The organism is Aquitalea pelogenes (assembly GCF_041914625.1).
GTDB classification, from domain to species: Bacteria; Pseudomonadota; Gammaproteobacteria; order Burkholderiales; family Chromobacteriaceae; genus Aquitalea; species Aquitalea pelogenes.
Genome location: NZ_JAYSDA010000038.1, coordinates 1 through 25,251, shown reverse-complemented (window position 1 = coordinate 25,251; position 25,251 = coordinate 1). Strand labels below are relative to the sequence as shown.

At 59.7% G+C, this 25,251-nt stretch carries 27 protein-coding genes; 16 read left to right on the top strand and 11 right to left on the bottom strand.

What is annotated here, in order from left to right; translation table 11 throughout:
• Positions 1-239 precede the first annotated feature (239 nt).
• Complete coding sequence (gene argJ, locus ACE3SE_RS20505; protein WP_062790944.1) at positions 240-1,457, bottom strand: bifunctional glutamate N-acetyltransferase/amino-acid acetyltransferase ArgJ; 1,218 nt, start codon at positions 1,455-1,457, stop codon at positions 240-242.
• A 72-nt stretch (positions 1,458-1,529) separates the two neighbouring features.
• A complete protein-coding gene (recQ, locus tag ACE3SE_RS20500) occupies positions 1,530-3,323 on the bottom strand; it encodes a DNA helicase RecQ (protein ID WP_052694354.1) in 1,794 nt (597 codons plus the stop codon).
• 396 nt (positions 3,324-3,719) lie between these two features.
• Between recQ and ACE3SE_RS20495 the strand changes: the two genes are divergently transcribed.
• From ACE3SE_RS20495 to ACE3SE_RS20480, 4 genes are all read left to right on the top strand, one after another.
• Positions 3,720-4,202 (top strand): surface-adhesin E family protein, encoded by a 483-nt coding sequence (locus ACE3SE_RS20495; protein ID WP_045848766.1) that lies wholly within the window; start codon positions 3,720-3,722, stop codon positions 4,200-4,202.
• Positions 4,203-4,295: 93 nt separating this feature from the next.
• Complete coding sequence (locus ACE3SE_RS20490; RefSeq protein ID WP_445290657.1) at positions 4,296-5,069, top strand: ParA family protein; 774 nt, start codon at positions 4,296-4,298, stop codon at positions 5,067-5,069.
• Between the two features lie 15 nt (positions 5,070-5,084).
• Positions 5,085-7,691, top strand: a complete 2,607-nt coding sequence (locus tag ACE3SE_RS20485) for a sensor histidine kinase (RefSeq protein WP_374557886.1) — start codon at positions 5,085-5,087, stop codon at positions 7,689-7,691.
• Positions 7,666-8,562 carry an ATP-binding response regulator gene (locus tag ACE3SE_RS20480; RefSeq protein WP_131356021.1) on the top strand — a complete coding sequence of 299 codons (897 nt, stop codon included), beginning with the start codon at positions 7,666-7,668 and terminating at the stop codon, positions 8,560-8,562. The genes ACE3SE_RS20485 and ACE3SE_RS20480 overlap by 26 nt, the downstream gene beginning before the upstream one ends.
• A 101-nt stretch (positions 8,563-8,663) precedes the next feature.
• Here ACE3SE_RS20480 and ACE3SE_RS20475 read toward each other — a convergent pair whose 3' ends face one another.
• On the bottom strand, positions 8,664-10,955 hold the full coding sequence (locus tag ACE3SE_RS20475; protein ID WP_374557884.1) for a DNA internalization-related competence protein ComEC/Rec2: 2,292 nt from the start codon (positions 10,953-10,955) through the stop codon (positions 8,664-8,666).
• Positions 10,956-10,964: 9 nt separating this feature from the next.
• On the opposite strand from ACE3SE_RS20475, the gene ACE3SE_RS20470 reads away from it, so the two are divergent.
• Both ACE3SE_RS20470 and ACE3SE_RS20465 read left to right on the top strand, forming a co-directional pair.
• On the top strand, positions 10,965-11,852 hold the full coding sequence (locus ACE3SE_RS20470; RefSeq protein ID WP_374557882.1) for a class I SAM-dependent methyltransferase: 888 nt from the start codon (positions 10,965-10,967) through the stop codon (positions 11,850-11,852).
• Positions 11,853-11,950: 98 nt separating this feature from the next.
• Complete coding sequence (locus tag ACE3SE_RS20465; RefSeq protein WP_045848762.1) at positions 11,951-12,700, top strand: MgtC/SapB family protein; 750 nt, start codon at positions 11,951-11,953, stop codon at positions 12,698-12,700.
• A 6-nt stretch (positions 12,701-12,706) separates the two neighbouring features.
• On the opposite strand, the gene ACE3SE_RS20460 is transcribed toward ACE3SE_RS20465, so the two are convergent.
• Positions 12,707-13,000 carry a DUF2325 domain-containing protein gene (locus tag ACE3SE_RS20460; RefSeq protein WP_045848761.1) on the bottom strand — a complete coding sequence of 98 codons (294 nt, stop codon included), beginning with the start codon at positions 12,998-13,000 and terminating at the stop codon, positions 12,707-12,709.
• Positions 13,001-13,160: 160 nt separating this feature from the next.
• Here ACE3SE_RS20460 and ACE3SE_RS20455 point away from each other — a divergent pair, with 160 nt between their 5' ends.
• Complete coding sequence (locus ACE3SE_RS20455; protein WP_045848760.1) at positions 13,161-13,376, top strand: SlyX family protein; 216 nt, start codon at positions 13,161-13,163, stop codon at positions 13,374-13,376.
• A 4-nt stretch (positions 13,377-13,380) separates the two neighbouring features.
• Here the strand turns inward: ACE3SE_RS20455 and ACE3SE_RS20450 are convergent, their stop codons facing one another.
• Positions 13,381-13,959, bottom strand: a complete 579-nt coding sequence (locus ACE3SE_RS20450) for a GNAT family N-acetyltransferase (RefSeq protein WP_045848759.1) — start codon at positions 13,957-13,959, stop codon at positions 13,381-13,383.
• Entirely contained in the window at positions 13,956-14,858 is a 903-nt protein-coding gene (locus ACE3SE_RS20445) for a DMT family transporter (RefSeq protein WP_374557879.1), read from the bottom strand. The genes ACE3SE_RS20450 and ACE3SE_RS20445 overlap by 4 nt, the downstream gene beginning before the upstream one ends.
• Positions 14,859-14,969: 111 nt before the next feature.
• Between ACE3SE_RS20445 and dapC the strand changes: the two genes are divergently transcribed.
• Positions 14,970-16,160: a succinyldiaminopimelate transaminase gene (dapC, locus tag ACE3SE_RS20440; protein ID WP_374557877.1), complete on the top strand. Its 1,191-nt coding sequence runs from the start codon at positions 14,970-14,972 to the stop codon at positions 16,158-16,160.
• A gap of 55 nt (positions 16,161-16,215) precedes the next feature.
• On the top strand, positions 16,216-17,037 hold the full coding sequence (gene dapD, locus ACE3SE_RS20435) for a 2,3,4,5-tetrahydropyridine-2,6-dicarboxylate N-succinyltransferase (protein ID WP_062790934.1): 822 nt from the start codon (positions 16,216-16,218) through the stop codon (positions 17,035-17,037).
• An 85-nt stretch (positions 17,038-17,122) separates the two neighbouring features.
• Here dapD and ACE3SE_RS20430 read toward each other — a convergent pair whose 3' ends face one another.
• Positions 17,123-17,326: a hypothetical protein gene (locus tag ACE3SE_RS20430; protein WP_374557875.1), complete on the bottom strand. Its 204-nt coding sequence runs from the start codon at positions 17,324-17,326 to the stop codon at positions 17,123-17,125.
• A gap of 11 nt (positions 17,327-17,337) precedes the next feature.
• Between ACE3SE_RS20430 and ACE3SE_RS20425 the strand changes: the two genes are divergently transcribed.
• The 7 genes from ACE3SE_RS20425 (at position 17,338) to ACE3SE_RS20395 (ending at position 21,549) form a co-directional block, all read left to right on the top strand.
• Positions 17,338-18,156 carry an ABC transporter ATP-binding protein gene (locus ACE3SE_RS20425; protein ID WP_374557874.1) on the top strand — a complete coding sequence of 273 codons (819 nt, stop codon included), beginning with the start codon at positions 17,338-17,340 and terminating at the stop codon, positions 18,154-18,156.
• Positions 18,149-18,934, top strand: coding sequence for a lipid asymmetry maintenance ABC transporter permease subunit MlaE (gene mlaE / locus ACE3SE_RS20420; RefSeq protein ID WP_045848754.1), 786 nt, complete (start codon positions 18,149-18,151; stop codon positions 18,932-18,934). The genes ACE3SE_RS20425 and mlaE overlap by 8 nt, the downstream gene beginning before the upstream one ends.
• Before the next feature lie 10 nt (positions 18,935-18,944).
• Complete coding sequence (gene mlaD, locus ACE3SE_RS20415) at positions 18,945-19,430, top strand: outer membrane lipid asymmetry maintenance protein MlaD (protein ID WP_062790930.1); 486 nt, start codon at positions 18,945-18,947, stop codon at positions 19,428-19,430.
• 41 nt (positions 19,431-19,471) lie between these two features.
• The gene (locus tag ACE3SE_RS20410) at positions 19,472-20,083 is read left to right on the top strand and encodes an MlaC/ttg2D family ABC transporter substrate-binding protein (protein WP_045848770.1); all 612 of its coding nucleotides are present in this window, start codon (positions 19,472-19,474) and stop codon (positions 20,081-20,083) included.
• A 15-nt stretch (positions 20,084-20,098) separates the two neighbouring features.
• Positions 20,099-20,392 (top strand): STAS domain-containing protein, encoded by a 294-nt coding sequence (locus ACE3SE_RS20405; protein WP_052694353.1) that lies wholly within the window; start codon positions 20,099-20,101, stop codon positions 20,390-20,392.
• 3 nt (positions 20,393-20,395) lie between these two features.
• Positions 20,396-21,241, top strand: a complete 846-nt coding sequence (locus tag ACE3SE_RS20400) for an MlaA family lipoprotein (RefSeq protein ID WP_374557871.1) — start codon at positions 20,396-20,398, stop codon at positions 21,239-21,241.
• A gap of 146 nt (positions 21,242-21,387) precedes the next feature.
• Entirely contained in the window at positions 21,388-21,549 is a 162-nt protein-coding gene (locus ACE3SE_RS20395) for a hypothetical protein (RefSeq protein ID WP_156157082.1), read from the top strand.
• Between the two features lie 130 nt (positions 21,550-21,679).
• Here the strand turns inward: ACE3SE_RS20395 and murA are convergent, their stop codons facing one another.
• The 4 genes from murA to ACE3SE_RS20375 are packed head-to-tail and all read right to left on the bottom strand — an operon-like array spanning position 21,680 to position 24,869.
• Positions 21,680-22,933, bottom strand: coding sequence for a UDP-N-acetylglucosamine 1-carboxyvinyltransferase (gene murA, locus ACE3SE_RS20390; RefSeq protein WP_045848752.1), 1,254 nt, complete (start codon positions 22,931-22,933; stop codon positions 21,680-21,682).
• A 7-nt stretch (positions 22,934-22,940) separates the two neighbouring features.
• Positions 22,941-23,189: a BolA family protein gene (locus ACE3SE_RS20385; protein ID WP_062790924.1), complete on the bottom strand. Its 249-nt coding sequence runs from the start codon at positions 23,187-23,189 to the stop codon at positions 22,941-22,943.
• A 22-nt stretch (positions 23,190-23,211) separates the two neighbouring features.
• Positions 23,212-23,967 (bottom strand): ABC transporter permease, encoded by a 756-nt coding sequence (locus tag ACE3SE_RS20380; protein WP_045848750.1) that lies wholly within the window; start codon positions 23,965-23,967, stop codon positions 23,212-23,214.
• Entirely contained in the window at positions 23,967-24,869 is a 903-nt protein-coding gene (locus ACE3SE_RS20375) for an ABC transporter ATP-binding protein (protein ID WP_045848749.1), read from the bottom strand. Before ACE3SE_RS20375 ends, ACE3SE_RS20380 begins: the two co-directional genes overlap by 1 nt.
• Positions 24,870-25,251 lie beyond the last annotated feature (382 nt).

The following is a 25,251-nucleotide window of genomic DNA, read 5'->3' as shown; positions in this document are numbered from 1 at the left end:
TGCAGGATTTGCCAAAATTCCGTCGCACAGACCGCTAAGTCACTGAACGGTAATGATTTATGAAATACGGGTTTCATGACTGTTTTGCTGCGGGTGCACAGTCAATGCTCGACTCACATCCCTTCCGGCGCTGACCCATGCAGGAAACTGACGCAAAAAGCTGGTCTCAGCACCGGCACAGGCAGCAAAAAGCCCGGCTGGGCCGGGCTTTTTGTATCAGGGACTACTAGATAACTGTATCAGCTACGGTAGTCGGCATTGATTTTCACATAGTCATAAGAGAAGTCGCAGGTCCAGACAGTGGCCTGGGCCGCACCACGCCCCAGTACCACGCGAACGGTGATTTCGCTTTGGCTCATCACGCGCTGACCATCTTCTTCCTTGTATTCCGGGTTGCGGCCGCCATTGCAGGCCACCAGTACATCATCCAGATACAAGGAGAGGCGATCGACGTCCAGATCGCTGACACCGGCGTAGCCGATGGCGCACAGCAAACGTCCCAGATTCGGGTCGGAAGCGAAAAAGGCAGTCTTGACCAGCGGCGAGCGGGCGATGGCGTAAGCCACGTCCTTGCACTCGGCAACGGAGCGGCCGCCTTCTACCTTGACGCTGATGAACTTGGTAGCCCCCTCACCGTCGCGGATGATGGCCTGCGCCAGCTCGGTGGCCACATCGACCAGTGCGGCCTTGAGGATGGCATAAGCCGGGTGGTTGACCGAATCGATACGCGGCGCTGCGCTCTTGCCGGTGGATACCAGGATGAAGCTGTCGTTGGTGGAGGTATCTCCATCGACCGAGATGCAGTTAAAGGAGAGGTCGGCCACTTCCTTGACCAGTTGCTCCAGTACCGGACGGGTTACCGGCGCATCGGTGGCGACAAAGCCCAGCATGGTGGCCATGTTCGGGTGAATCATGCCGGCGCCCTTGGCGATGCCGGTGATGCTGACTTTCTGGCCGTCGATTTCCAGCGTGCGGCTGGTGGCTTTGGGCGCGGTATCAGTGGTCATGATAGCTTCGGCAGCCTCGGCCCAGTTGGCCGGGCGGCGGGTCGGCAACGCCTGGATGATCTTGTCAGCAGGCAGCGGCTCCAGAATGACGCCAGTGGAGAACGGCAGGATTTGTTCAACTGCGCAGTCCAGTTCGCCAGCCAGCGCCTGACAGACCGACAGCGCACGCTGACGGCCATCTTCTCCAGTACCGGCATTGGCATTACCGGTATTCACCACCAGCGCGCGGATTTGCACACCGGCATCCAGATGATTCTTGCTGATTTGCACCGGCGCGGCGCAGAAACGGTTTTGCGTGAACACGCCGGCAACGGTATTGCCCTTGTCGATGCGCACCACCAGCACATCCTTGCGGTTGGCTTTTTTGATGCCGGCTTCCGCCACGCTCAGTTCGATGCCATCAATGATGGCCAGTTGATCGGCGCTAACCGGAGTCAGGTTGACTGCCATGATGAATTCTCCATGCCGGCACGCTGACACGTGCCTGTTGCTTGTATGTTGTGTGCCTAGATTGTAACGGAATCAGTCCTGCTGGCTATCGAGGATTTGTTGCAATGCATCGCCATAACGCGCCAGCTTCAGTTCGCCCAGGCCGTATACCTTGCCCAGCTCGCGCAGGCTTTGTGGCCGACGCTCGACAATGTCGCGCAAGGTGCGGTCTGAAAACACCGCATAAGCCGGGACGTTGTGCTCATCCGCAGTCTGACGTCGCCAGCGGCGCAAGGCCTGCCACAGCCGCTCTTCCCGCTCGGTGCGCAACCAGCGGTCGGTATTGACGCTGCGCGCCTTGCTGTCTTCCGCCAGCGGACGCAGATAGATTTTTTCCTGCCCCTTGAGCAGTGGGCGGCAGGCATCGGTCAACACCAGTGACTGCCCGCGGGCGATGTCCACTTGCAGGATCTTGCGTGCCACCAGCTGGCGGATGAGCGAACGCCACGCGCGCTGGTTGTAGTCGCGCCCGATGCCGAAGGTGGACAGCTTGTCATGCCCGAAACTGAGGACCGACTGGTTGCTGCGCCCCAGCAGCACATCCACCACATGATTGGCAGCAAAGCGCTGCTCCACTCTATAGATACAGGACAGCAGCTTCTGCACCGGCACGGTGGCATCAAAAGTGATGGGCGGGTTCAGGCAATTGTCGCAATGACCGCAGGGCTGGCTGGCCTCGCCAAAGTGGCTGAGGATTTGCTGGCGGCGGCAGCTGGCGGTTTCGCAGAAGGCCAGCATGGCGTCCAGTTTGGACAGTTCTACCTGCTTTTGCAGCTCGGCCATCTCCGAGCCCTGGATCATCTGGTTGAGCTGCACCATGTCGTTCAGCCCATAACACAGCCAGCTGGAGGCAGGCAGGCCGTCGCGCCCGGCACGCCCCGACTCCTGATAGAAGTTTTCCGGACTCTTGGGCAGGTCGATATGGGCGACAAAGCGCACATCCGGCTTGTCGATGCCCATGCCGAAGGCCACGGTGGCCGCCATGACAATGCCTTCTTCGCGCAGGAATTCGCGCTGGTGCCGCTCACGTACCTCGTGGCTGAGGCCAGCGTGGTAGGGCAAGGCCGGAATGCCGTTCTGGCTGAGCCACTCGGCGGTCTCCTCCACCCGCTTGCGCGACAGGCAGTACACAATGCCGGAAGCGCCCGGATATTCATTATTGATGAAATCCAGCAGCTGCTTTTTGGCGTTGTGCTTTTCCACCACCTGATAAAACAGGTTGGGCCGGTCAAAGCTGGACAGGAACACCCGTGCATCGCCCAGCTTGAGGTAATGCAGGATGTCTTCGCGGGTTTGCGGGTCGGCGGTCGCGGTGAGCGCAATACGCGGCACTTGCGGGTATTGGTCGGCCAGCATGCCCAGTTGCTGGTATTCCGGGCGGAAGTCGTGCCCCCACTGGCTGACACAATGCGCTTCATCGATGGCAAACAGGGAAATGTCCAGCTGCGTGAGAAAATCGAGAAAGCGCGGCGTCAGCAAGCGCTCCGGCGCAACATACAACAACTGCAAGGAACCATCGCGGGCACGCCTTGCAATATCACGGGCATCGTCCGGCGCAGTGGCCGAATTCAGGCAGGCAGCGGCCACGCCAAGCTCGGTAAGCGCGGCAACCTGGTCCTGCATCAGGGCGATCAAGGGCGATACCACGATGGCCAGGCCCGGACGCATCAGCGCGGGAATCTGGTAACACAGGCTCTTGCCGCCGCCAGTTGGCATCAACACCAGCGCATGACCGCCATCCACAATGTGCTGCACGATTTGCGCCTGCTGACCACGAAAGGCCGGATAGCCGAAGATATTGCCAAGTAAGGTGAGTGCGTCCTGCATGCGGGGTAAGCACCAGGCCCGGCCGGAGCTTCCGGTCAGGACAAGGCCGATAGCCTGTTTGAAGTCATGGGAAGGGAGCCATTGTACGGCAAAGCGCTGCCGCACAAAAAAAGAAGCCGCCCAAAACGGGCGGCTTTCAAGTTTGGATGGAGACAATGTGAAACGAAGAGAAAGATGCTCTCGTTACAGACAGACCATCCGTAAATAGGGAAAGTTCCTTTTTTATATAATGACAATACTTAAACTTTTACATGAAAATACGGCCAATCAGCATGTCCGACTCAATGCGCGGACTTGGAACCCAGCGCAAGCGCGCCAGGGCAGGCCAAGAGCCGGCATGATTTCCCCCCTGACGCAGCCTATGCGAAACTGTCGGCATCCAACCGGAGATTCAACATGTTTTATCGCCTGCTTGTACTGGCCGCGATGGGCAGCCTGCTGAGCGCCTGCAGCACCACACCAAACCAGACCAGTCCCATCAAACCCCGCCCGACCCCTGCAACTGTACCGGCCCCGGCCAATGCCGACTGGGAAAACCTGGGTGTGTCGCCCAATGGCAATATCCTGAACGAACTGGACAAGCTGTCGATCAAGCAGCAGGGCAATACCGTGACTTTCCGCGACCGGAAAACCATTTTCAATGTGAAAAAGGAAAACTTCCTGTCCACGCCAAGGCACAAGACTTCCATCAACAGTTGGCTGATTGACTGCTCTGCCCGCACTTTCCGCCTGACCAGCATGGTGTTGCTGGATGAGAACGGACGCCAGATCGCCAGCTACACGTACAATGACAACCAGATAAAACCGATGCCGGTGACCCAGAACTCGGCCAGCTTCCAGCAGATGCAATACGTCTGCAAAGGCCAGCCCGGCTTCTGATATATTCAAACAGCAAGTTTTGCGCCATGTTGCCCGCGCGCGAACATGGCAGGTCGTCCGTCACGCAGCAGACTTTGTCACAGGGGAAAATTCATGCAGGCTATCCGTCGGGTCGTGTTCAACCAGAAAGGTGGCGTGGGCAAATCCACCATTACCGCCAACCTGGCCGCTGTTGCCGCCCGGCAGGGCAAGAAGGTACTGCTGATCGACCTGGACGCCCAGGGCAATGCCAGTCATTACCTGACCGGCCAGGCAAACAGGCAGCAGGAACAGTCGGCTGCAGGCTTCTTTGGCCAGATGCTGAACATCAGCATGTACAGCAAGGAGCTGCATGAATTCGTGAGTGACACCCCGTTTGACGCACTGCAACTGCTGGGCTCCCACCCGGAGCTGAGCGAGCTGATGGTCAAGCTGGAAAGCCGCTACAAGATGTTCAAGCTCAAAGAGGCACTGGACCAGGCCGCGAGCGAGTTTGACGAAATCTGGATCGACACCCCGCCTGCGCTCAATTTCTTCACCCGCTCGGCCCTGATTGCCGCCGATCGCTGCCTGATTCCGTTTGATTGCGATGCGTTCTCCCGCCAGGCCCTGTACAACCTGCTGGCCAACGTGGATGAAATCCGCGCCGACCACAACCCGGCCCTGCAAGTGGAGGGCATTGTGGTCAACCAGTTCCAGCCCCGCGCCAGCCTGCCGGTACGCCTGGTGGCCGAACTGCGTGCAGAAGGCCTGCCGGTGCTGGACCCGCCCTTGTCGGCCTCGGTGAAGATCCGCGAATCGCACGATGCCGCCAAGCCCATGGTTTACCTGGACCCCAAGCACAAGCTGTCGCTTGAGTTCACCGCCCTTTACCAGGCGCTTGCCTGAGGCCAGCCTGCCAACATGCCAAGCCAGAGTCGCCTGACATCCTTTCTCCTGGGTGCGGTTCTTACCATTGCCCTGCTGACAGCAGAATACCTGCTGCTGCTGGACAACGACCGCATCCGCGAGCAGGAAAAGCTGCAACACTGGGGCGAACTGGGTACCGAGCTGCTGGCGACCCGCCTGCAGGAAATGCTGGACCGCACCGACCTGCTGGCGCAAAGCCTGATTCGCCAGCGCCACACCACCGGCAGCGCCATCAACCTGAGCGAACTGGCCCCCACCGTACTGAAGGAAGAAAGCCGCTTTGGCGGCATCGGCATCGTACGGCGCATCGGCCCGGCACAGCGCGCCGAGTTTGAATCAAACATTGCCAACAGCATCCGCATGCTCAAGGACCGGCACCTGACACCCAGCCCGCAGCAGCCGATGTATTACCCGGTGGAAAGCTATTTGCCGGATGATGGCAATGCCCTGCCCCAAGGCATGGACCTGGGCAGCCTGGACAATGCCAGGCGCAAGATGGATCAGGCTCGCAACCGCAACCAGCCCATGCTGATGTTCAATACCCTGACGCCGGGTGCCATTCCGCGGCTGGACATCATGGCCAACCTGGGTGATGACGGCCACATGCTGCTGGTCAACCTGCGTAGCGACCTGCTGCTGCAAAGCAGCCAGAGCAATCCGGACCAGCCCAATCCGCTGCAGCATGTGCGGCTGGTGGTATGGAACCAGGAAGCACCCGACCACCCCAGTCTGGATTCGCTGCCCATGCAGCCCCTGCCATCGGGCAACCCCTTGCTGACCACGCGGCGCCAGATTGGCGGCTACGATTTGCTGTTTGGTGCCTATCCGCTGGAGGAAGACGCGCCGGCCCTCAGCCAGCAAGGCTATGCCATCCTGGCCAGCTCGGCCTTCATCCTGTGCCTGCTGCTGATCCTGCAACAACGCCAGATCAGCCATAACCGCGCCTTGCGCACCCTGCTACGCCGACAACACCAGCAACTGGAACTGAACAATCGCACCCTGCGCGAGCAGATCAACGACCGCACCCACTCGGAACAGGCGCTGGCCGAAAGCGAAGGCCGCCAGCGCGCCATTCTGCAGGCCAGTTCCGACGCCATCATCCTGATCAACCGCAAGGGCCTGATTACCCATGTCAACCCGGCGGCTGCCAAGCTGATCGGCCAGAGTGCCGAATCCATCGAGCATTTGCCGGTGGGTTCCTTGCTGACCGAGCTTTACAGCCTGAATGTCGATTTCGAATCCATTGCCGCTGCGCGTGAAGGGCGGCCATTCGAGGCGCACCTGCTGTGCAGTGACAACCGGCAGATGCCGGTGGAACTGTCGCTCAGCCGGGTGGAAGTACCTGACGACTCCTTCTATGTCGCCGTCTGCCGTGACATCAGCCTGCGCAAGGAACAGGAAGCCGCGCTGATCCGCCTGAAAAACAGCCTGGCCGAGCAGGTAGAAGTGCAAAGCCGTCAGCTGGCTGCGCTGCTGGAAGCCAGCCCCATGGCCATGGCCTACATCGTGGACCGGCACCTGCGCCGAGTAAACGGCGCCTTCCTCGACCTGTTCGAGCGCAAGGAAGACGAAGTTATCGGCCAGACAACCCTGCCCTACTTCGAAAGCCAGGAGCAATGGGAGCGCACCGGCCGCGCACTGTACAACCTGCTCAACGACGGCAAGGTGGTGCAGTCCGAAGTGAAGCTGCGCACCGGCAGTGGCAAGCTGATCTGGTGCCGCATGTTTGGCCGGGCGGTGAATCCGTCCGTGCCCAAGCTCGGCACCATCTGGCTGTACCAGGACTTTTCCGCCCAGCGCGAAATGGAAGATGCGCTGCGCCAGGCCAAGACACTGGCCGAAGAAAACAGCCGCGCCAAAACCGAATTCCTGGCCAATATGTCGCATGAGCTGCGCACGCCGATGCATGCCATCCTGGGCTTTACCGAAATCGGTGAAGCGCGTTCACGCCAGCTGCAGGATGACAAGCTGGCCCAGTATTTCCAGCGCATCCACAGCAGTGGCAACCGCTTGCTGCAGCTGCTGAACGACCTGCTGGACCTGGCCAAGATGGAAGTGGGCAAAATGGATTACCACATTGCCCATTACGACCTGTCGCACTGCCTGCGTGAGGCCTGCGATGAAATGACTCCGCTGGCAGGCAGCCGCAACATCAAGATTTACCTGTACTGCACGCCGGAGAAACTGACCGCCGATATCGACCCCTTCCGGCTTGGCCAGGTCGTACGCAACTTGCTGTCCAATGCCATCAAGTTCAGCCCGGATGGCGAAGTCATCCGCGTGACGGCACGCCTGCAAAAGGACGAGCAGCAACGCGAGCAGGTGATGCTGTGCGTGGAAAACTACGGCCCGGGTATTCCGTGCGATGAAATCGAAACCATTTTCGACAAATTCATCCAGAGCAGCGCCACCAAGACCGGGGCCGGTGGCACCGGCCTGGGCCTTGCCATCTGCCGCGAGATCATCCAGGCCCATCACGGGGTGATTTTTGCCGAAAACCTGGTGCCGCGCGGTGCCGCTTTCACTGCCCTGCTGCCGAGACTCCACAACACCAGCGGCCCTACCGGGGAAGACCATGTCCCATCGACTTTTGCTCGTTGATGACGAGCCCTTCAATCTGGAACTGATGACCGAGCTGCTGGAAGCCGACGGTTACGAAACCGTGTGTGCGGAAAGTGGCGAACAGGCCTGGGAAATCCTGCAACAGCAAGGCAGGAGCCTGTCCATGGTGTTGCTGGACAAGATGATGCCGGGCATGAATGGCTTTGATGTACTCAAGCGGATAAAAAGCACGCCCGAACTCAACTTCCTGCCGGTCATCCTGCAAACGGCCATCGGCTCACCGGCCAGCGTGCAGCAAGGCATGGAAGCCGGTGCATTTTATTATCTGACCAAGCCTTTCTCGCGCGACATGCTGCTGGCGGTGGTGAAAGCAGCGCAAAGCCACTGGGACCGCCACCAGGCATTTCGCGAACTGGCCAAGCAGCATCTGGATGCACTGGCCCATCTGCAGCAGGCAGAATTCCGCCTGCGCACGCTGAAAGAAGCCCAGACGGTCACCGCCCTGCTGGCCCGTACCTGCACCCAGCCGGAAAAAGTGGCCACCGGTCTGTTCGAGCTGATGGTGAACGCCATCGAACATGGCAACCTCGCCATCAGTTACCAGCAAAAAACCGAATTGCAGGCAGAAGGCGACTGGGAAGCCGAGCTGGAGCGCCGCCAGCAGGACCCGATACTCGGTCAACGCGAGGTCAGCATCAGCTTTAATCGCGACGAGGATTTCTTCAGCTTCACCATCCAGGACATGGGTGATGGCTTTGCCTGGCAGGACTATCAGGACACCCCGGCAACCTCACTGCTGTCCAGCCACGGGCGCGGCATCCTGATTGCCCGGAAATTGTCATTCGATGCCGTTGAATACCAGGGTAACGGCAACCGCGTGATTGCCCGGGTAAACCGCAAACCGTCCTGAGAGCGGCTAACAAAATAGCGTAGCGCCCCTGGGGCAAGGCGCACCGACGCCAACAGCACAAGGGTACGGCAAGGAGGCGCAACGCAGCAGCAGGGCTTTTGTTAGCGGCCCGGAGCAGCGCACTGACCACGACTGCGCCAGTAGCGCCCTGCCAGCTGGCGATAGCACTGCGGCAAGATGGCATCGCCCAGCGTCATGCTTAACAAACCGTCCTGATCGGTACGCAATACCCGCCCCTGCGCCTGCAGCGCTGCCAGCACCTGTGGCTGCGGATGGCGGTAGCGATTAAGAAAACCCACACTCAACACCAGCCAGTCCGGATTCACAGTGTCCAGCCATGATGCGGCCGAGGAAGTGCGACTGCCATGGTGCCCCACCACCAGAATGTCGCTGCGCAATTGCGCTCCGTAATCCGCCACCAGCCTTTCCTCCACCGATCGCGGCGCATCGCCACTGATCAGGATGGCCTGCGTCCGGCTTGCCACCCGCAAGACACAACTGTGGCTGTTGTCATCACTCAATACCATATCCGCCACCGGCCACAGCACGTCAAAGCGGATACCATCCCACGCCCAGCTTTGCCCGCGCCGACACAGGCTGCCATGCAAGCCGTATTGCGTCAGCGTGGCCAACTGCCCGGCCAGCACCTGCCGCACCGGCATGGCCGCCACGATGTCTGCTGCCGCAGCATCGTGGTCCTTGTCGTTATGCGACAGCATCAACACATCCAGCTGACGCACGCCCAGACCACGCAGTTGCGGCAACACCCAGCGCTCCCCCTCCCCCGCCCCGGTATCAAACAGCAAGGCGTGGTTGCGTGTTTGCAGCAGTACCGACAGGCCCTGTCCGACATCAAGAACCTTGATGCGCAGCGTACCGGGCTCGGCTGCTGGCGGCTGATAGAACAAAACAGGCAGCAGCAGGCTGACACCCAGCAGGCGACCGGGCATGCCACGCGGTGCCAGCAACCACAAACTGCCGATGGCACCCGGCAACAACAGCGGCCAAGGCACAGCCGCCACCTGCCATGGCGGCCAGGCCGCCAGCCAGTCGACACCGCGATAAAACCATTCCGCCAACCAGCCCGCCCATTGCAAGGGCTGCGCCCACGGCAATGCCACGGCTAGCAGACTCAGCGGTGTCAGCAGCACGGAAACCAGCGGTATTCCCACAGCGTTGGCCAGCGGAGACACCAGTGGAAAACTGCCAAACAGCGTCAGCAAGGGCAGCAAGGAGGCCACCGTCGCCGCCCACTGGCCAGACAGTGCCTGCCAGTACTTGCCTGCAGGACGCCTGCGACCGACAGAAACCAGCATCAAGGCCGCCACCAGCCCGAATGACAACCACAAACCCGGAGCCAGCACGGCAAAAGGATCAATCAACAACACCAGTGCCAGCGCCAGCCACCAGATGTGCAAGCCCGACCAGACCCGCCGTGCCAACAGCATCAGGGCCATGCAGCACAACATGTACAAGGTGCGCTGGGTAGGAACGGAAAAACCGGCCAGCACCGCATAGGCAGTGGCGGCCATGACACCGGACAAGACAATGCACAACCGTGGCGCAAGGCCGGGCAATGGCCAGCGGCGCAAAACCAGGGCGACCAAACCTGCCACCATGCCGGCCACCATGGTGATGTGCAGGCCGGAAATCGACACCACGTGGGTCAGGCCGGTGCGCGCCAGGCTTTGCCATTCGGCACGGGCAATGCTTTGCTGCGCCCCGACCGTCAGCCCGGCCACCAGACTTGCAGCACGCGAAGTGCCCAGCACGGATTCGATACGCAGCACCTGTTGCTCGCGCAAACGGTCCACCCGCGCCAGCAGTCCATGGTCCTCCCCCAGGCGCACCGCACCGGGCAACATCGTGCCACTGGCCAGCACGCCCTCGGACCACAGCCATTGCTCGGCATCGAAACCAAAGGGATTGGCGGTGGACTGGCGTGGCCGGAAACGGGCGGTCAGCTGCCAGCGATCGCCCGCCCGCCAGACGCCAGTCGGGGCCAGCTCGCCCTTGCGTACAAAGACCGACAGCTGCACCCGCTCCGGCAGGCTAGCCTGCGGCGTCAGCACCTGCTCCACCTGGAACTGCATGCGCACACCGTATTGCCCCTGCACAGGCAAGCCTCGCACCACACCAATCAAGGACACCGGTTTTTGCCACCAGACAGCCGGCAGGGCCTGCGCCATACGCCATTGTGCGCGGGCATCGGCATAGAACAGCCCCAGCAACAAGGCAGCCAGCAGCGCAGCAATACCGGCCAGCCGTGGTGCTGCCACGCGTTCCAGCAGATACATCAGCAGCCACAATCCACCCACACTCCACAGGGAAGGCAGGGTGGGCAAAAAGGCGCAGCACACGATGCCGGCAACAAACAGGGCAAGTTTCAGCATCCGCCCCTTATGCCTTGCCTGATGTCATGCGGCAATGGCGACTGGGACAGACAGCTTGCCGCACTGCCGCACATCCCGTATCGTGCCGGCATGATGCCAACTTGCCCTATTCAGTCCACCCCGCTGTTCTGTAGCGAGAGCGCCCGCCGCGAGCATGCCGCCGAACTGGCGCGGCGCTTTGCCTTGCCCCTCATCCAACACCGCCCGTCTGAAGGGTACTGGCTGGAGCTGGGGCCGGAACGGCTGGAGCTGGTCACCACCGGAAAACACGGTGCGGTGTATGCCGAGTTTGTCGAAGGTGCGGCCCGCCACCGGCGCGAACAAGGCGGCGGACGTGGTCAGCCGGTAGCCAAGGCAGTAGGACTGAAAGGTGCCAAAGACCTGCCCAGCATTGTTGATGCCACCGCGGGGCTGGGACGCGACAGTTTTGTACTGGCCAGCCTGGGTTGCCAGGTCACCATGGTGGAGCGCTCTCCGGTAGCCGCCGCCTTGCTGTTTGATGCACTGGAGAGGGCCGCACGCGCCGCCGACACCAGCGATATCGCCAGTCGCATGCGGCTGGTGCATGCCAACTCGGCTGACTGGCTGGCACAGTTGCCTGCCGACCAGCAACCGGACGTGGTGTTTGTCGACCCGATGTTCCCCGACACCGACAAGAAAAGCGCTGCCGCCAAAAAAGACATGCAGGCCTTCCAGCATGTGATTGGCGATGACATGGACAGCGCCCGCCTGCTGGAAGCCGCCATCAGCGCAGCACGGGTGCGGGTGGTGGTGAAGCGCCCGCGACTGGGTGCCGCGATCGCCGGGGTAAAACCTTCTGCCGTGCTGGATGGCAAATCCACCCGCTTCGACCTGTACATCATCAAGGCCTTGCGCCCAGCCGCCACGCAGGATTGATGACCGGCAACATCCCGACGCGAATTGTCTTGCTGCATGGCCCGCAGAGGCCTAGCCTGCAATGACGGTGAGATGAAAAATCAACAAGAAAGCCTGTCATGAGCGTCAGCTTTGTCGATCTGCTGGACCAATACTGGTCGGCACAAAAATGGGAAGTGAACTTACTGATTACCTGCAACCTGCTCGGTGGCCTGTTGCTGGGCTGCCTGGTGGGCTATGAGCGCTGGTCCAACGGGCGTGCCGCCGGCATGCGCACCTACGGGCTGGTTTCCATGGCTTCCGCCGGGGTCATCAGCATGGTGGGTTATTCCGGTTTCTGGTACGGCGGCATTCACGCCGACATCATGCATGGCGACATGACGCGGGTTGCGCAGGGTGTGCTGACCGGTGTGGGTTTTCTGGGTGCCGGGATGATCATGAAGGAAGGCATGTCCATCAGCGGCCTGACCTCGGCGGCCTCGGTATGGATGTCCTCGGTCATCGGCATTCTGGTGGGTGTGGGGTTTTATCTGTCAGCCATTGCAGTGACCGTGCTGTGCGTCATCTGCATGCGGCTGCTCAACTGGATGGAAAACCGCCTGCCGCGCCGCTTCAGCCTGTATGTGAACCTGACCGTGCTGCGCGAGCATCAATGGACGGTAGATAAATTATGCCGCGACCTGCTCACACTGGGCGTCGTGGTACACGAAGACAGCATTGCACTGAAGGTTGATGCCCGGATCAGCGACTGGGGCTTCATGGTTTCCGCCATCAACAAGCACCACATGATCAATGTGGTGGACCTGTCACGCGCCATCATGCAGCTGGAGGAGATTGAAAGCTTCAGCGTACAGCCGGCACGTAACTGAAGTTACTCAGGCCGGCTGCCAGCCATCATGCTGCAAGCGCTCGGCCACCGCGGTGGCCGAACGACGGCAGGCCAGTACCGGAATGCCACGGGCGGCGGCAGTGTCGCGGTAATGCCGCATGGCGTTGTGCCCCAGATAGTCAGTGAGCAGAATCAGCATCTGGGTATTCTTGGGCAGCGGCAATTTGCGCTGATGCAGTGTGTTGCGGCCGGTAATGTGGCGCGCAATCCGGATATCGTACAGTGCCAGCACTTCGGGAATCTGTCCCAGGCTGTCGCCGCCAACCAGCAAGGCATCCATGTCCATTCTCCTGTTGTACCGCCGTACTGCGGCATTGGGTAATGGAAGCACTGTAACCGTAGCTTTTAATTCCGGAAAACAATAAAAACTGGAATTCTTATTCCATAACAACAACATCATCCGATAACCGGCCAAGTACCGGCCAAGGTAAAATGCACGCATGAATACCGAAGACCGCCTGACTGAACTGGAAGTGAAAATCGCCTTCCAGGACGACCTGCTCGACAGCCTCAACAACACCATTGCCCGCCAGCAACAGCAAATCGACTTGCTGCAACAGCAACTGCGCCTGGTGTATCAGCAATTCAAGGCCGCCCAGCCCGATAGCGGCAACAGCGGCGGCTCGCTGCGCGACGAAATACCGCCGCATTACTGATCCATCAGTTCTTTTTGCGCTTGCGTGACACCACCGCTTCAATGTTCTTGCGAGCAATCAGCGGGGCGGATGCCGTCAACGGCTTGTCCGCTTCGGGTGCTTGCAGCCATTTGTGCATGATCAGGCAGTCCACCAGCCCAAGGCTACGGTGCCGGTAAGCGCCCGGTACCCGGCCTACCTCGGCAAAACCCAGTTTCTTCCACAAGGCGACCGCCACGGTATTGCTGGCCACCACTGCATTGAACTGCATGGCGAGAAACCCCAGCGCGCGACCGCGCTGCTGCGAATGCGCACACAGCGCGGAAGCCACGCCCTTGCCACGCGCCGCCGGGGCCACCATATAGCCGCAATTGCACACATGGCCACCCGGCCCGGCGGCATTGGGCTTGATGAAATAGCTGCCCAGCACCACGCCGTCCTCTTCGGCCAGCCAGGTTTCCTGTGGCAGTTCACACCACAAGGCACGTGCCTGATCCTCAGTCAGTTGCGGGTCGTAGGCATAGCTTTCCTGCGCCTGGATGATGGCCTGGAAAACAGGCCAGAAAGCGCTAAAGTCCCCTGCCTGCATGGGCCGGATATTCATGTTTGCTCCTTGGCAGTCACAGGCTGCGTCATTTGGCCAGACAACAGACTGGCCCCGCCGATCAGCGCCGCACCCAGCCATTCCTGCAGCCGCATGGCCTCACCGGCCAACAGATAGGCCGAGATGGCAGCAAATACCAGTTCCAGCAGCATCAGGGTCATGGTCTGGTTGGCTGGCAGCAGGCTGACGCCATGCTGGGAGATGATGCTGGTGGCCAGCAAGGTTGCGCCTAACAGGGCCAGAATCAGCGCGGCCGTCCACGATACATCCAGCAAGCTGCCCAGTTGCTGCCGGGCACCCAATGCCAGCAAGCCCATCAGCGCCACTCCCACCCAGATGGTGGCGGACTTGACCGGCACCGGCAGGTCGCGTGCCCGCTTGCTCAGCACATTTCCCAGGGCAAAGGTGATGCCGCCGGACAGCGCCAGCCACTCATAACGCTGACTGAGCAATGCTGCACCATCCAGCAGGCCGGGACGATACAGGATGATCATGCAACCGGCCAGTGACAGTGCCACCACCAGCCAGCCGCTGCGCGTCAGGCGTTCATGCAGCAGCAGGCGCGAAAAAAAGGCAGACCACAAGGGCGACAGGTAAAACAGCAGCAGCACCCGCATCACCATGCCCTCGGACACCGCCCAGGTGTAGCTGAAATTACACCAGCCAAACAAGAGCGCCAGCAGTGGCAATACCGGATGCCAGCGCAGCTGCTTGCGGTAGACGTCAAAGAACAGCACACCACCGAGCAAGGCAGCCAGCAGGTAAACCAGCAGCGAGGTATGCGCCGTGCTGATGCCCTGCTGGCTCAGCACGCGAAACGGGTACCACATCAGGCCCCAGACCAGCGCGGTAGTGACAACGGCAACAATGGCAAGAAGCTTTTGTTTTACAAGAGGCATCACGATTTCTTAAGATGGGCGATTCTGCGGCACTGCCATGCAGTCCGCCAAACCGGATCAGCGGCGGCCGACACCCCGGCCAGCCCCCCACTGCAACAGAGAGAACCAAGCGTGAATCCCCACCTGGAAAGCCTGCAACCCTATCCCTTCCAGCGTTTGCGTCAGCTGATGGCTGGTGCGGTCCCGGCTGACAAGCCGCACATCAACCTGTCCATCGGCGAACCCAAGCACCCGACACCAGAGGTCATCAAGCAAGCGCTGGTCGCATCGCTGGGCGGCCTGTCGGTTTACCCGGCCACGCTGGGCAGTGTGGAGCTGCGCCAGTCGTGTGCCGACTGGATGCAACGCCGCTACGGCCTGCAACTGGATGCAGAGAAGGAAGTGCTGCCGGTCAATGGCAGCCGCGAAGCCCTGTTCGCTTTTGTGCAGACAGTGGTCAACAGCCAGCAGGCTGAAAAACCGGTGGTGATTTCACCCAATCCGTTTTACCAGATTTACGAAGGCGCGGCACTACTGGCAGGCGCGGAACCCTTCTATGTCAACTGTACCGCCAGCACGGGCTTTCAGCCCGACTGGGCCAGCGTACCGGAAAGCGTATGGGCGCGTACCCAGCTGGTTTTCGTGTGCAGCCCGGGCAATCCCACCGGCGCGGTGATGTCGCTGGACGACTGGAAAAACCTGTTCGCGCTGTCCGACCGCTACGGCTTTGTCATTGCCAGCGACGAGTGCTATTCGGAAATCCACTTCGGCCAGCCGCCGCTGGGCGGACTGGAAGCCGCCCGCAAGCTGGGCCGTGGCTTTGAACGACTGGTGATGTTCACCAGCCTGTCCAAGCGCTCCAATGCACCGGGCATGCGCTCCGGCTTTGTTGCCGGCGACGGGAGCCTGCTGGCCAGCTTCATGCTGTACCGTACCTATCAGGGCGGCGCGATGAGCCCCACCATCCAGGCGGCCAGCGTGGCGGCCTGGAACGACGAAGCGCATGTTGAGGAAAACCGCGCCGCGTATATTGCCAAGTTCCAGGCCGTCACCCCCATGCTGGCCGAGGTGCTGGAGGTCAGCCTGCCGGATGCCAGCTTCTACCTGTGGGCCAGGGTACCCGGTGGCGATGACACCGCCTTTGCCCGTGCCCTGTTCGAGCAGGAACACATTACCGTGCTGCCTGGCTCCTTCCTGGCCCGTACCGCCCATGGCGTGAACCCGGGCAGCGGCTATATCCGTATCGCTCTGGTCGCGACACTGGCAGAATGTCAGGCAGCCGCCGAACGCATCGTGCGTTTCGTCAAGACAACAACCATATAAACGACATCCACCAGCTATGACTGTTTCCATTCACATTGCCCAAGGACTCCATCACATGCATCCGATTCAAGCCCTGATCGAAGAAGCCTTCGAAAAACGTGCCGACATCACCCCGGCAACTGTTTCCGCCGAACTGAAGGCCGCCATTGGCCAGGTCATCACCGAGCTGGACAACGGCCGCCTGCGCGTAGCCGAAAAAGTGGACGGCGACTGGGTGGTCAACCAGTGGGTGAAAAAAGCCGTGCTGCTGTCCTTCCGTATCCGCGACAACGTGGTGCAGGACGATGGCGTGAGCCGCTACTTCGACAAGGTGGACACCAAGTTCCATGACTGGAGCGAAGCCCACTTCAAGGAAGCCGGTTTCCGCGTGGTGCCGGGCGCCGTGGCGCGCAAGGGCAGCTTCATTGCCAAGAACACCGTGCTGATGCCGTCCTACGTCAACATCGGCGCCTATGTGGATGAAGGCACCATGGTGGACACCTGGGCCACCGTCGGCTCCTGCGCCCAGATCGGCAAGAACGTGCACCTGTCCGGCGGCGTCGGCATTGGCGGCGTTCTGGAACCGCTGCAAGCCGGCCCCACCATCATTGAAGACAACTGCTTCATCGGCGCGCGCTCGGAAGTGGTGGAAGGCGTGATCGTGGGCGAAGGCTCGGTCATCTCCATGGGTGTTTACATCGGCCAGTCCACCAAGATCTACGACCGCGAAACCGGCGAAGTGAGCTACGGCCGCATTCCGCCGGGCTCGGTGGTGGTATCGGGCAACCTGCCGTCCAAGGATGGCAGCCACAGCCTGTACTGCGCCGTCATCGTCAAGAAAGTGGATGCGCAAACCCGCAGCAAAACCAGCATCAACGACCTGCTACGCGGCGTATAACACACCATTGCCGTCTTGCTGACGGCAACATGGTGCAGGAACTGACCCGGCCTGGCCGGGTCTTTGTCTTTTGTTCCTGCCATGTTCAAGGGTGAACACGGCGTATCTGCCCCTGCAGTGCGCCACGACCGGGCACAAGCAATCCCTGTCTTGTTTCACTTCCTGCCTTGGGCCAACAGGCAGCATCGTTACATGTTGAAACCATGTTCATTTGGCGAGCAGCAGACAAGTCGATAAAATCCTGTTGTCTTGAACCCTGTAAAACCGTGACGCCAATCACGTTTTTCATCCGGAAAATCCGTGTCTTCAGACCATTTCATCGAATTCAGGAATGTCAGTTTCGCCTATGGTGAACGCCCCATCCTGAAAAACATCAGCCTGACCATCCCGCGTGGCAAGCTGGTTGCCATCATGGGTGGCAGCGGCAGTGGCAAGACCACCATGCTGCGGCTGATTGCCGGCCAGATCCGCCCCAGCGCCGGGCAGGTGCTGGTAGATGGCGGTGATGTCGCCGCCATGAACCATGCCGAACTGTTCGAGCACCGCCGCCGCATGGGCATGCTGTTCCAGTTTGGCGCGCTGTTCACCGACCTCTCGGTCGGGGACAACGTCGCCTTCCCCATCCGCGAACACACCCGCCTGCCAGAAAGCATGATTCATGATCTGGTGATCATGAAGCTGGCTGCCGTGGGCCTGCGTGGCACCCAGGCCTTGATGCCTGCCGAGTTGTCCGGCGGCATGGCCCGTCGCGTGGCACTGGCGCGTGCCATTGCGCTGGACCCGCAACTGATGCTGTATGACGAACCGTTTACCGGACTGGACCCGATCTCGCTGGGCGTGATTGCCCATCTGATCAAGAAACTGAACGACGCCCTGGGCACCACCTCCATCATGGTGACCCACGATGTGCACAAATCGCTGGATATCGTCGATTACGTCTACTTTGTTTCCAATGGTGAAATCGTGGCCGATGGCACACCGGAAGACATCCGCAGCTCGCCCTCACCCTGGGTACACCAGTTCATGTGGGGCGAAGCCGACGGCCCAGTCCATTTTGCCTACCCTGCCAGCACCTCCCTGCAGCAGGATCTGGGCCTGAAAGGAAGCCAGCATGACTGAACTGCTGCTGTCACCGCTGCGTCGACTGGGTCACAGCACCATCAATGCCATCTGGCGGCTGGGTTTCATCACCCGCTTCCTGCTGGCCATCTTGCGTTATTCGGGCCAAAGCCTGCTGCGCTTCAACCTCACCATCCGCGAAATCTATTTCGCCGGTGTGATGTCCGTCATCATCGTGGTGGTGTCAGGCCTGTTCGTCGGCATGGTGCTGGGCCTGCAGGGCTACAACACGCTGTCGCGCTTCGGTTCTGCCGATGCACTGGGTGCACTGGTGGCCCTGTCGCTATTGCGCGAACTGGGCCCGGTACTGGCTGCCTTGCTGTTCTCCAGCCGCGCCGGCAGTGCCATGACGGCAGAAATCGGCCTGATGAAAGCCACCGAGCAACTGGATGCCATGAGCGTCATGGCGGTGAACCCCATCGCCCGCGTGGTGGCCCCCCGCTTCTGGGCCGGTGTCATTTCCATGCCTATTCTGGCCGCCATGTTCAATGTGATGGGCATTTTCGGTGGCTATCTGATTGGCGTGGTGATGATAGGCCTGGATTCAGGCACCTTCTGGTCGCAAATGCAGAACAATGTCGACCTGCACTATGACGTGATCAACGGCCTGATCAAGAGCCTGTGTTTTGGCATTGTCGTCACCCTGATTGCCGTTTTCGAAGGTTACGATGCCACGCCCACGGCGGCTGGCGTCTCCGCAGCCACTACCCGCACGGTAGTGACCTCCGCACTGGTTATCCTGGCGGTGGACTTCGTCCTCACCGCCTTCATGTTCTAGGAAATAGGGAATGAAACGCTCTACTATTGATTTGTGGGTCGGCCTGTTTGTGGCAATCGGCATTGCCGCCGTGGTGTTCCTGTCGCTGAAAGTGGCCAATCTCACGCCGCAAAGTGCCGATCAGACCTACACCCTGTACGCGGATTTCGACAATATCGGTGGTCTGAAAGTAAAAGCCCCCATCAAGGAAGCCGGGGTCGTGGTGGGCCGCGTGGCAGCCATCCAGCTGGATACCAAGACCTACCGCGCCCGTGTCACCCTGAATCTGGAAAAGCAGTACACCTTCAGCCGTGATGCCAGTGCCGAAATCCTGACTGCAGGCCTGCTGGGTGAGCAGTACATCGGTTTGCTGCAAGGCGGCGACCCGGATGAACTGAAACCGGGTGAACATATCACCCTGACCTCTTCCGCCCTGGTGCTGGAACAGCTGATCGGCAAGTTCATGACCAGCTTCACCGGCGGCAACAACAAGAACAGCGCTTCCGCAGCGCAATAAACACAGACCTTGTGCACAACTCATCAAGAATGACCGATACCATGAAAAAACTGATCGCTACCTTCCTTGTCATGCTGGGCCTGAGCGCCCACTCCCTGGCCGCCACCGATAATCCGGTTGAGCAGGTTCGTGAAACCTCGCGCCAGATCATGGATGTCCTGAAACAGGAAAACGGCAAGAACACCAAGCAGGTTCGCCAGCAAGTGGAAGCGCTGGCCGTTCCGCAGTTCGACTTCCAGCGCATGACCGCCCTGGCAGTCGGTCTGGGCTGGCGTCAGGCCAGTCCTGCGCAACAAAGCGCACTGGCTCAGCAATTCCAGAACCTGCTGGTCCGCACCTACTCCAGCACCATGACCCGTTTCAAGAACGCACAGATCGACATCCAGCCCAATGCCACCATGGGTAACAGCGGCCGCGAAGCGACCGTGAAATCGTCCGTCAGCCTGCCTGGCAACGACAAGGGCCCGGTTGCCGTTGACTACACCCTGTACAAGACCCCGCAAGGCTGGAAGGTATTCAATGTCAGCGTGGAAGGTGCCAGCCTGGTCACCGTGTACCGCAACCAGTTCAATCAGGAAATCAACAAAAACGGTGTTGATGGCCTGATCAAGATGCTGCAGGACAAGAACGCCGCCATCCCGGCCAGCAAATAAGCAGGAAACATAGCCATGTTTGAGGAAACCACGGCAGGTAACGGCCGCCTGACAGGCAAGCTGGACATGCGCAGCAGCGGCCAGCTTTTGAGCACGCTGACCGCCAGGGTAGCGCGTGGCCCGCTGCAGCTGGACCTGTCCGGCATCAGCGAGGCCGACTCCTCTGCGCTTGCCTTGCTGCTGGCCTGCAGGCGTGCGGCCCAGCAAGCGGAGCAGCCTTTGCAGTTGCTCAACTGGCCTGCCCGCCTTTCCGAACTTGTCGACCTGTACGCACTGCGTGGCCTGCTGACCGGGCCACAAGGAGACTGAACCATGACCTGCACGCGCCATGCACTGCGCAGCAGCCTGCTGGTAGCCAGCCTGTTACTGGCCGGCTGCGCCAGCCCCCACCCCAGCACACCGCAAGACCCGTACGAGTCGTTCAACCGCTCCATGTACGCCTTTAATGACAAGGCCGATCGCTGGGTGATCAAACCGGCGGCACAAGGCTACCGTGCCATTACCCCGGGCCCCTTCCGTACAGCCGTGAGCAACTTCTTTGACAACTTCAAGGATGTCTACAGTGCCGCCAACAACCTGCTGCAAGCCGAGCCGGAAAAGGCCGTCAATGACATCATGCGGGTTGCCCTCAACAGCACCTTCGGTTTGTTTGGCCTGATTGATATTGCCACTCCGGCCGGCCTGAAAAACAACAAGACTTCGCTGGGCGACACCTTTGCGCACTGGGGCTGGAAGAACAGCAATTATCTGGTGCTGCCATTCTTTGGCCCCAGCACGGTACGTGATGGTCTTGGTCTGGGTGTATCGCTGGGCATCAACGGACCGGAACATCTGGTCTATCACAACAGCAACGAAGCCATTGCCTTCTATGGCATGTACGGCGTCAACACCCGTGCCCGCTACCTGGACTTCGACGACAGCCTGGCCACGGCTGCCATCGACCCCTACACCTATCTGCGTGATGGCTTCCTGCAACTGCGGGCCAAGCAACTGGGGCTGCCCAATCCCACCCAGTCTGACGACGTCAATATTGATGAGCTGGTCAATGCACCATCGGCAGCGTCCGCGCCTGCCGGCGAAGCCGCACCGGCAGCTGTTGACGGCAGCCACCCGGAAGCCTCTGCAGCGGCCCATGCCGCAGCTTCTGCGGCACAATAAGGCTCTGCCGTCTGTAAAAGAAAAGCAGCCATCTGGCTGCTTTTTCTTTGTCTCTCTTCTGTTTGATCCATGACAACAAGCCTGTCACCACAAATATTAGACTTTGCTGATAATCATATTTACCGATCATTCTTGCGGAGTACATCATGGAACAAAGCCAACTCTCCCAGCAAGCGCTGGAATACCTCACCCGCTACCTGCGCCACGCAGTTTCCAATGGACAGTACCTGACAGCAGAAATCCTGGAACAAGCCATTGCAGAATACAACGCCGAGCATTCGGACACACCGGCACCGCTTTTGCACTGAGTCGTCAATTCCATTTTTAAACCATGCCCGGTCAGCAGCAGCAATCACCACAAAAAAACACCCGGTCACTTGCCAGCTAGCAAAGTGACCGGGTGTTGTCTTTCAATGCCCCGGACGGAAAGCGCAGCGCTTAACTGATGCGCTCGATCTGGGCACCGACCGCACCCAGCTTTTTCTCGATGTACTCATAACCGCGGTCCAGGTGGTAGATACGGTCGACAATGGTTTCGCCCTGGGCCACCAGACCGGCAAGAACCAGACTGGCCGACGCACGCAGGTCGGTTGCCATCACCGTGGCACCAGACAGCTTCTCCACGCCATGCACCACTGCGGTATTGCCTTCCACCTCGATACGCGCACCCATGCGGTTCAACTCGGGAACATGCATGAAACGGTTTTCGAAGATGGTCTCCGTCACCATGCCGGCACCCTCGGCAATGCAGTTCAGCGTCATCAGCTGGGCCTGCATGTCAGTCGGGAACGCCGGGTAAGGCAGGGTACGGAAATTGATGGCTTTGGGACGACGCTTCATGTCCAGCGAGATCCAATCGTCACCCGCCTCCACCACAGCGCCGGCTTCCACCAGCTTGTCCAGCACGGCTTCCATGCTACGCGGTGCGGCATTGCGCAATACCAGATGACCTTGCGTCATGGCTGCCGCCACCAGGAAAGTCCCCGCCTCGATACGATCCGGCATGATGGCGTAGTCACAGCCATGCAGCTTTTCCACACCCTCGATCACCAGACGGTTGGTGCCGATACCGCTGATGCGTGCACCCATGGCCACCAGGCAATTGGCCAGGTCGGTTACTTCCGGCTCGCGCGCGGCGTTTTCCAGAATGGTGGTGCCATCAGCCAGCGCAGCGGCCATCAACAGGTTTTCCGTACCGCCCACGGTCACCACATCCATCACGATGTGGGCACCGCGCAGGCGCTTGGCTTTGGCCTTCACATAACCGTGCTCGATCACCACCTCGGCACCCATGGCCACCAGGCCCTTGATGTGCTGATCCACCGGGCGGCTGCCAATGGCACAGCCGCCGGGCAGCGAAACAGTGGCCTCGCCAAAGCGCGCCAGGGTCGGGCCGAGCACCAGAATGGAGGCTCGCATGGTCTTGACCAGATCATACGGTGCCACCAGGCTGTCCAGATGGTCGGCGGTGATTTCCATTTCATGCACATTGTCGGTCATCACCCGCACACCCATGCCTTGCAGCAATTTCTGGGTGGTGGAAATGTCGCGCAGCATGGGCACGTTGGTAAAGCGCATGGTGTCGGCGGTCAGCAAGCTGGTGCACAGAATCGGCAATGCCGCGTTCTTGGCACCGGATACGCGGATCTCACCATTCAGCGGACCATTGCCGCGAATTTTCAATTTATCCATGTAGGAATCAGCCTTGGAGTTTTTCCCATTCGTCCGGCGTAGCAGCCTTGACGATGGAAAGGGCGTGGATTTCGTTGCTGGCCAGACGGGTGGCAATCACCTCCTTGACCAGACGGTGGCGGTCAATCAGACGCTTGCCGGCGAAAGCCGGCGACACCACGGTGGCGTAAAAGTGATGACCATCGCCCTCCACCTCCAGGTGGGAGCATTGAAGACCAGCAGCAATATATTGTTTGACCTGTTCGGCAGAAATCATGTGTACATCCTGAAAGAGGATCCTAATGGCGCAGCTTGTAGCCTGACTTGATCAGCCACAAAGCCAGCCCGGAAAGCAAAATAAAACTGCCACCCACCACGCTCAACGACAGCCACGGACTGACGTCGGCCTGGCCAAAGAAGCCGTAGCGAAACCCGTCGATCATGAAGAACACCGGATTGACATGCGATACGACATACCAGAATGGCGGCAAACTGTTGATGGAATAGAACACGCCAGACAAGAAAGTCAGCGGCATGATCAAAAAGTTCTGAAATGCCGCCAGTTGGTCGAATTTTTCTGCCCAGATACCGGCAATTACGCCCAAGGTGCCCAGCACCCCGCAGCCCAGAATGGCAAACGACAGCACCCACAGCGGATGGCTGGGCAAGGGCAGGCCGAACCAGGCCGTCACCAGCAGCACGCCAGCCCCGACCACCACGCCCCGCACAATGGAGGCCAGCAGGTAAGCGCCAAAGAACTCCAGGGCAGTCAGCGGCGGCAGCAGCAGGAAAACAATATTCCCGGTGATCTTGGACTGGATCAGGCTGGACGAACTGTTGGCAAAGGCATTTTGCGCCATCGACATCATGGCAAGGCCAGGAATCAGGAAGGCGGTGTAGCTGACGCCAGGGTAGGCCTCAACGTGACGTGACAAAACATGGGAAAAAATCAGCTGGTACATCAAGGCTGTCAGCACCGGGGCGGCCACGGTCTGGAATGCAACCTTCCAGAACCGCACCAGCTCCTTACGGAACAAGGTCAAAAATCCCTGCATCAGACCTGTCCTCCGTGCATCATGTTGACAAAAACCGACTCCAGATCCACCTCGATCACATTCAGCTCGCGCACAGCCACACCGGCTTCGCGCAAGGCAGCCAGCACATGCTCCAGCTGCGCAATATCAGCCAGCTTCAGCACAATCCGGCCATCCTCCTCGCGCACCTTGCGCGGCAGTAGACTATCCGGCAATGGGCCGCCCAGCTTGAGAGCAACCTCGCGCTCCTTGCCATGCTGCAGCAGCTTGTCCTTGCTCTCCAATGCCACCAGCTTGCCACGCTTGAGCATGGCAATCCGATTGCACAAGGCTTCCGCCTCTTCAAGGTAATGTGTGGTCAACACAATGGTATGGCCAGCTTCGTTCAGCTCTTTGACAAATGACCACAGGCTCTGGCGCAGCTCGACATCGACACCGGCAGTAGGCTCGTCCAGCACCATCACCGGAGGACGATGTACCAAAGCCTGCGCCACCATGACACGTCGCTTCATCCCGCCGGACAAAGCCCGCAAATTGACATTGGCCTTATCGGCCAGCCCCAGCTTGCTGAGCAGCTCGTCAATCCAGTCATCGTTACGTGTCAGGCCAAAGTAGCCCGATTGAAAACGCAAGGTCTCTCTCACCGAGAGAAAGGGGTCAAACACCAACTCCTGCGGAACCACGCCAAGACTCATGCGTGCAGCACGAAAATCACGGATCACATCATGACCCATGATCCGGATACTGCCACTATCCGGACGCGACAATCCTGCCATGGCAGAAATCAGCGTTGTTTTGCCCGCCCCGTTAGGACCAAGCAAGGCAAAAAACTCGCCAGGTTCAACCGTGATACTGACATCATCCAGGGCCTGCAAAGCACCATAGCGCTTACTCACCGCTTTAATTTCGATCGCCGAGGCCATGACTTATCAAATGCTTTGAAAAAAGAGTGCGATTATACCGCCGACGCGGCATGGCAGGGAATCGCCGCCAGTGGTACACACTGTTGCACCAGGTTTTACAGTGCTAACTGTCTGGGCCAGTCAGGTAATCAACAGTGATCTGCCATTTCGCCAGCACTCAAAATGGCTCTGCAGCAGCATTCCACGCGATGGAGCCATACTGACCCAGTAATTTGCATGGCCGGGGAGGAAGGAGGGCCGGAACAGTCCATGTTGCAATTTATGCACACTACGCTATCAGGGACACAATACGAAACTCAAAGCTGCCACATAGCCACGAGGCATGGCCGTTACCTGCGCCCAAAAGCACAAAGCCCAGCTCGTTTGAGCTGGGCTTCGAATG

Bases quoted from the DNA above. Each gene is read 5' to 3' on its own strand.
- argJ (WP_062790944.1), bottom strand. From the start codon at position 1,457: ATGGCAGTCAACCTGACTCCGGTTAGCGCCGATCAACTGGCCATCATT.
- recQ (WP_052694354.1), bottom strand. From the start codon at position 3,323: ATGCAGGACGCACTCACCTTACTTGGCAATATCTTCGGCTATCCGGCC.
- ACE3SE_RS20495 (WP_045848766.1), top strand. From the start codon at position 3,720: ATGTTTTATCGCCTGCTTGTACTGGCCGCGATGGGCAGCCTGCTGAGC.
- ACE3SE_RS20490 (WP_445290657.1), top strand. From the start codon at position 4,296: ATGCAGGCTATCCGTCGGGTCGTGTTCAACCAGAAAGGTGGCGTGGGC.
- ACE3SE_RS20485 (WP_374557886.1), top strand. From the start codon at position 5,085: ATGCCAAGCCAGAGTCGCCTGACATCCTTTCTCCTGGGTGCGGTTCTT.
- ACE3SE_RS20480 (WP_131356021.1), top strand. From the start codon at position 7,666: ATGTCCCATCGACTTTTGCTCGTTGATGACGAGCCCTTCAATCTGGAA.
- ACE3SE_RS20475 (WP_374557884.1), bottom strand. From the start codon at position 10,955: ATGCTGAAACTTGCCCTGTTTGTTGCCGGCATCGTGTGCTGCGCCTTT.
- ACE3SE_RS20470 (WP_374557882.1), top strand. From the start codon at position 10,965: ATGCCTTGCCTGATGTCATGCGGCAATGGCGACTGGGACAGACAGCTT.
- ACE3SE_RS20465 (WP_045848762.1), top strand. From the start codon at position 11,951: ATGAGCGTCAGCTTTGTCGATCTGCTGGACCAATACTGGTCGGCACAA.
- ACE3SE_RS20460 (WP_045848761.1), bottom strand. From the start codon at position 13,000: ATGGATGCCTTGCTGGTTGGCGGCGACAGCCTGGGACAGATTCCCGAA.
- ACE3SE_RS20455 (WP_045848760.1), top strand. From the start codon at position 13,161: ATGAATACCGAAGACCGCCTGACTGAACTGGAAGTGAAAATCGCCTTC.
- ACE3SE_RS20450 (WP_045848759.1), bottom strand. From the start codon at position 13,959: ATGAATATCCGGCCCATGCAGGCAGGGGACTTTAGCGCTTTCTGGCCT.
- ACE3SE_RS20445 (WP_374557879.1), bottom strand. From the start codon at position 14,858: ATGCCTCTTGTAAAACAAAAGCTTCTTGCCATTGTTGCCGTTGTCACT.
- dapD (WP_062790934.1), top strand. From the start codon at position 16,216: ATGCATCCGATTCAAGCCCTGATCGAAGAAGCCTTCGAAAAACGTGCC.
- ACE3SE_RS20430 (WP_374557875.1), bottom strand. From the start codon at position 17,326: ATGAAAAACGTGATTGGCGTCACGGTTTTACAGGGTTCAAGACAACAG.
- mlaE (WP_045848754.1), top strand. From the start codon at position 18,149: ATGACTGAACTGCTGCTGTCACCGCTGCGTCGACTGGGTCACAGCACC.
- mlaD (WP_062790930.1), top strand. From the start codon at position 18,945: ATGAAACGCTCTACTATTGATTTGTGGGTCGGCCTGTTTGTGGCAATC.
- ACE3SE_RS20410 (WP_045848770.1), top strand. From the start codon at position 19,472: ATGAAAAAACTGATCGCTACCTTCCTTGTCATGCTGGGCCTGAGCGCC.
- ACE3SE_RS20405 (WP_052694353.1), top strand. From the start codon at position 20,099: ATGTTTGAGGAAACCACGGCAGGTAACGGCCGCCTGACAGGCAAGCTG.
- ACE3SE_RS20400 (WP_374557871.1), top strand. From the start codon at position 20,396: ATGACCTGCACGCGCCATGCACTGCGCAGCAGCCTGCTGGTAGCCAGC.
- ACE3SE_RS20395 (WP_156157082.1), top strand. From the start codon at position 21,388: ATGGAACAAAGCCAACTCTCCCAGCAAGCGCTGGAATACCTCACCCGC.
- murA (WP_045848752.1), bottom strand. From the start codon at position 22,933: ATGGATAAATTGAAAATTCGCGGCAATGGTCCGCTGAATGGTGAGATC.
- ACE3SE_RS20385 (WP_062790924.1), bottom strand. From the start codon at position 23,189: ATGATTTCTGCCGAACAGGTCAAACAATATATTGCTGCTGGTCTTCAA.
- ACE3SE_RS20380 (WP_045848750.1), bottom strand. From the start codon at position 23,967: ATGCAGGGATTTTTGACCTTGTTCCGTAAGGAGCTGGTGCGGTTCTGG.
- ACE3SE_RS20375 (WP_045848749.1), bottom strand. From the start codon at position 24,869: ATGGCCTCGGCGATCGAAATTAAAGCGGTGAGTAAGCGCTATGGTGCT.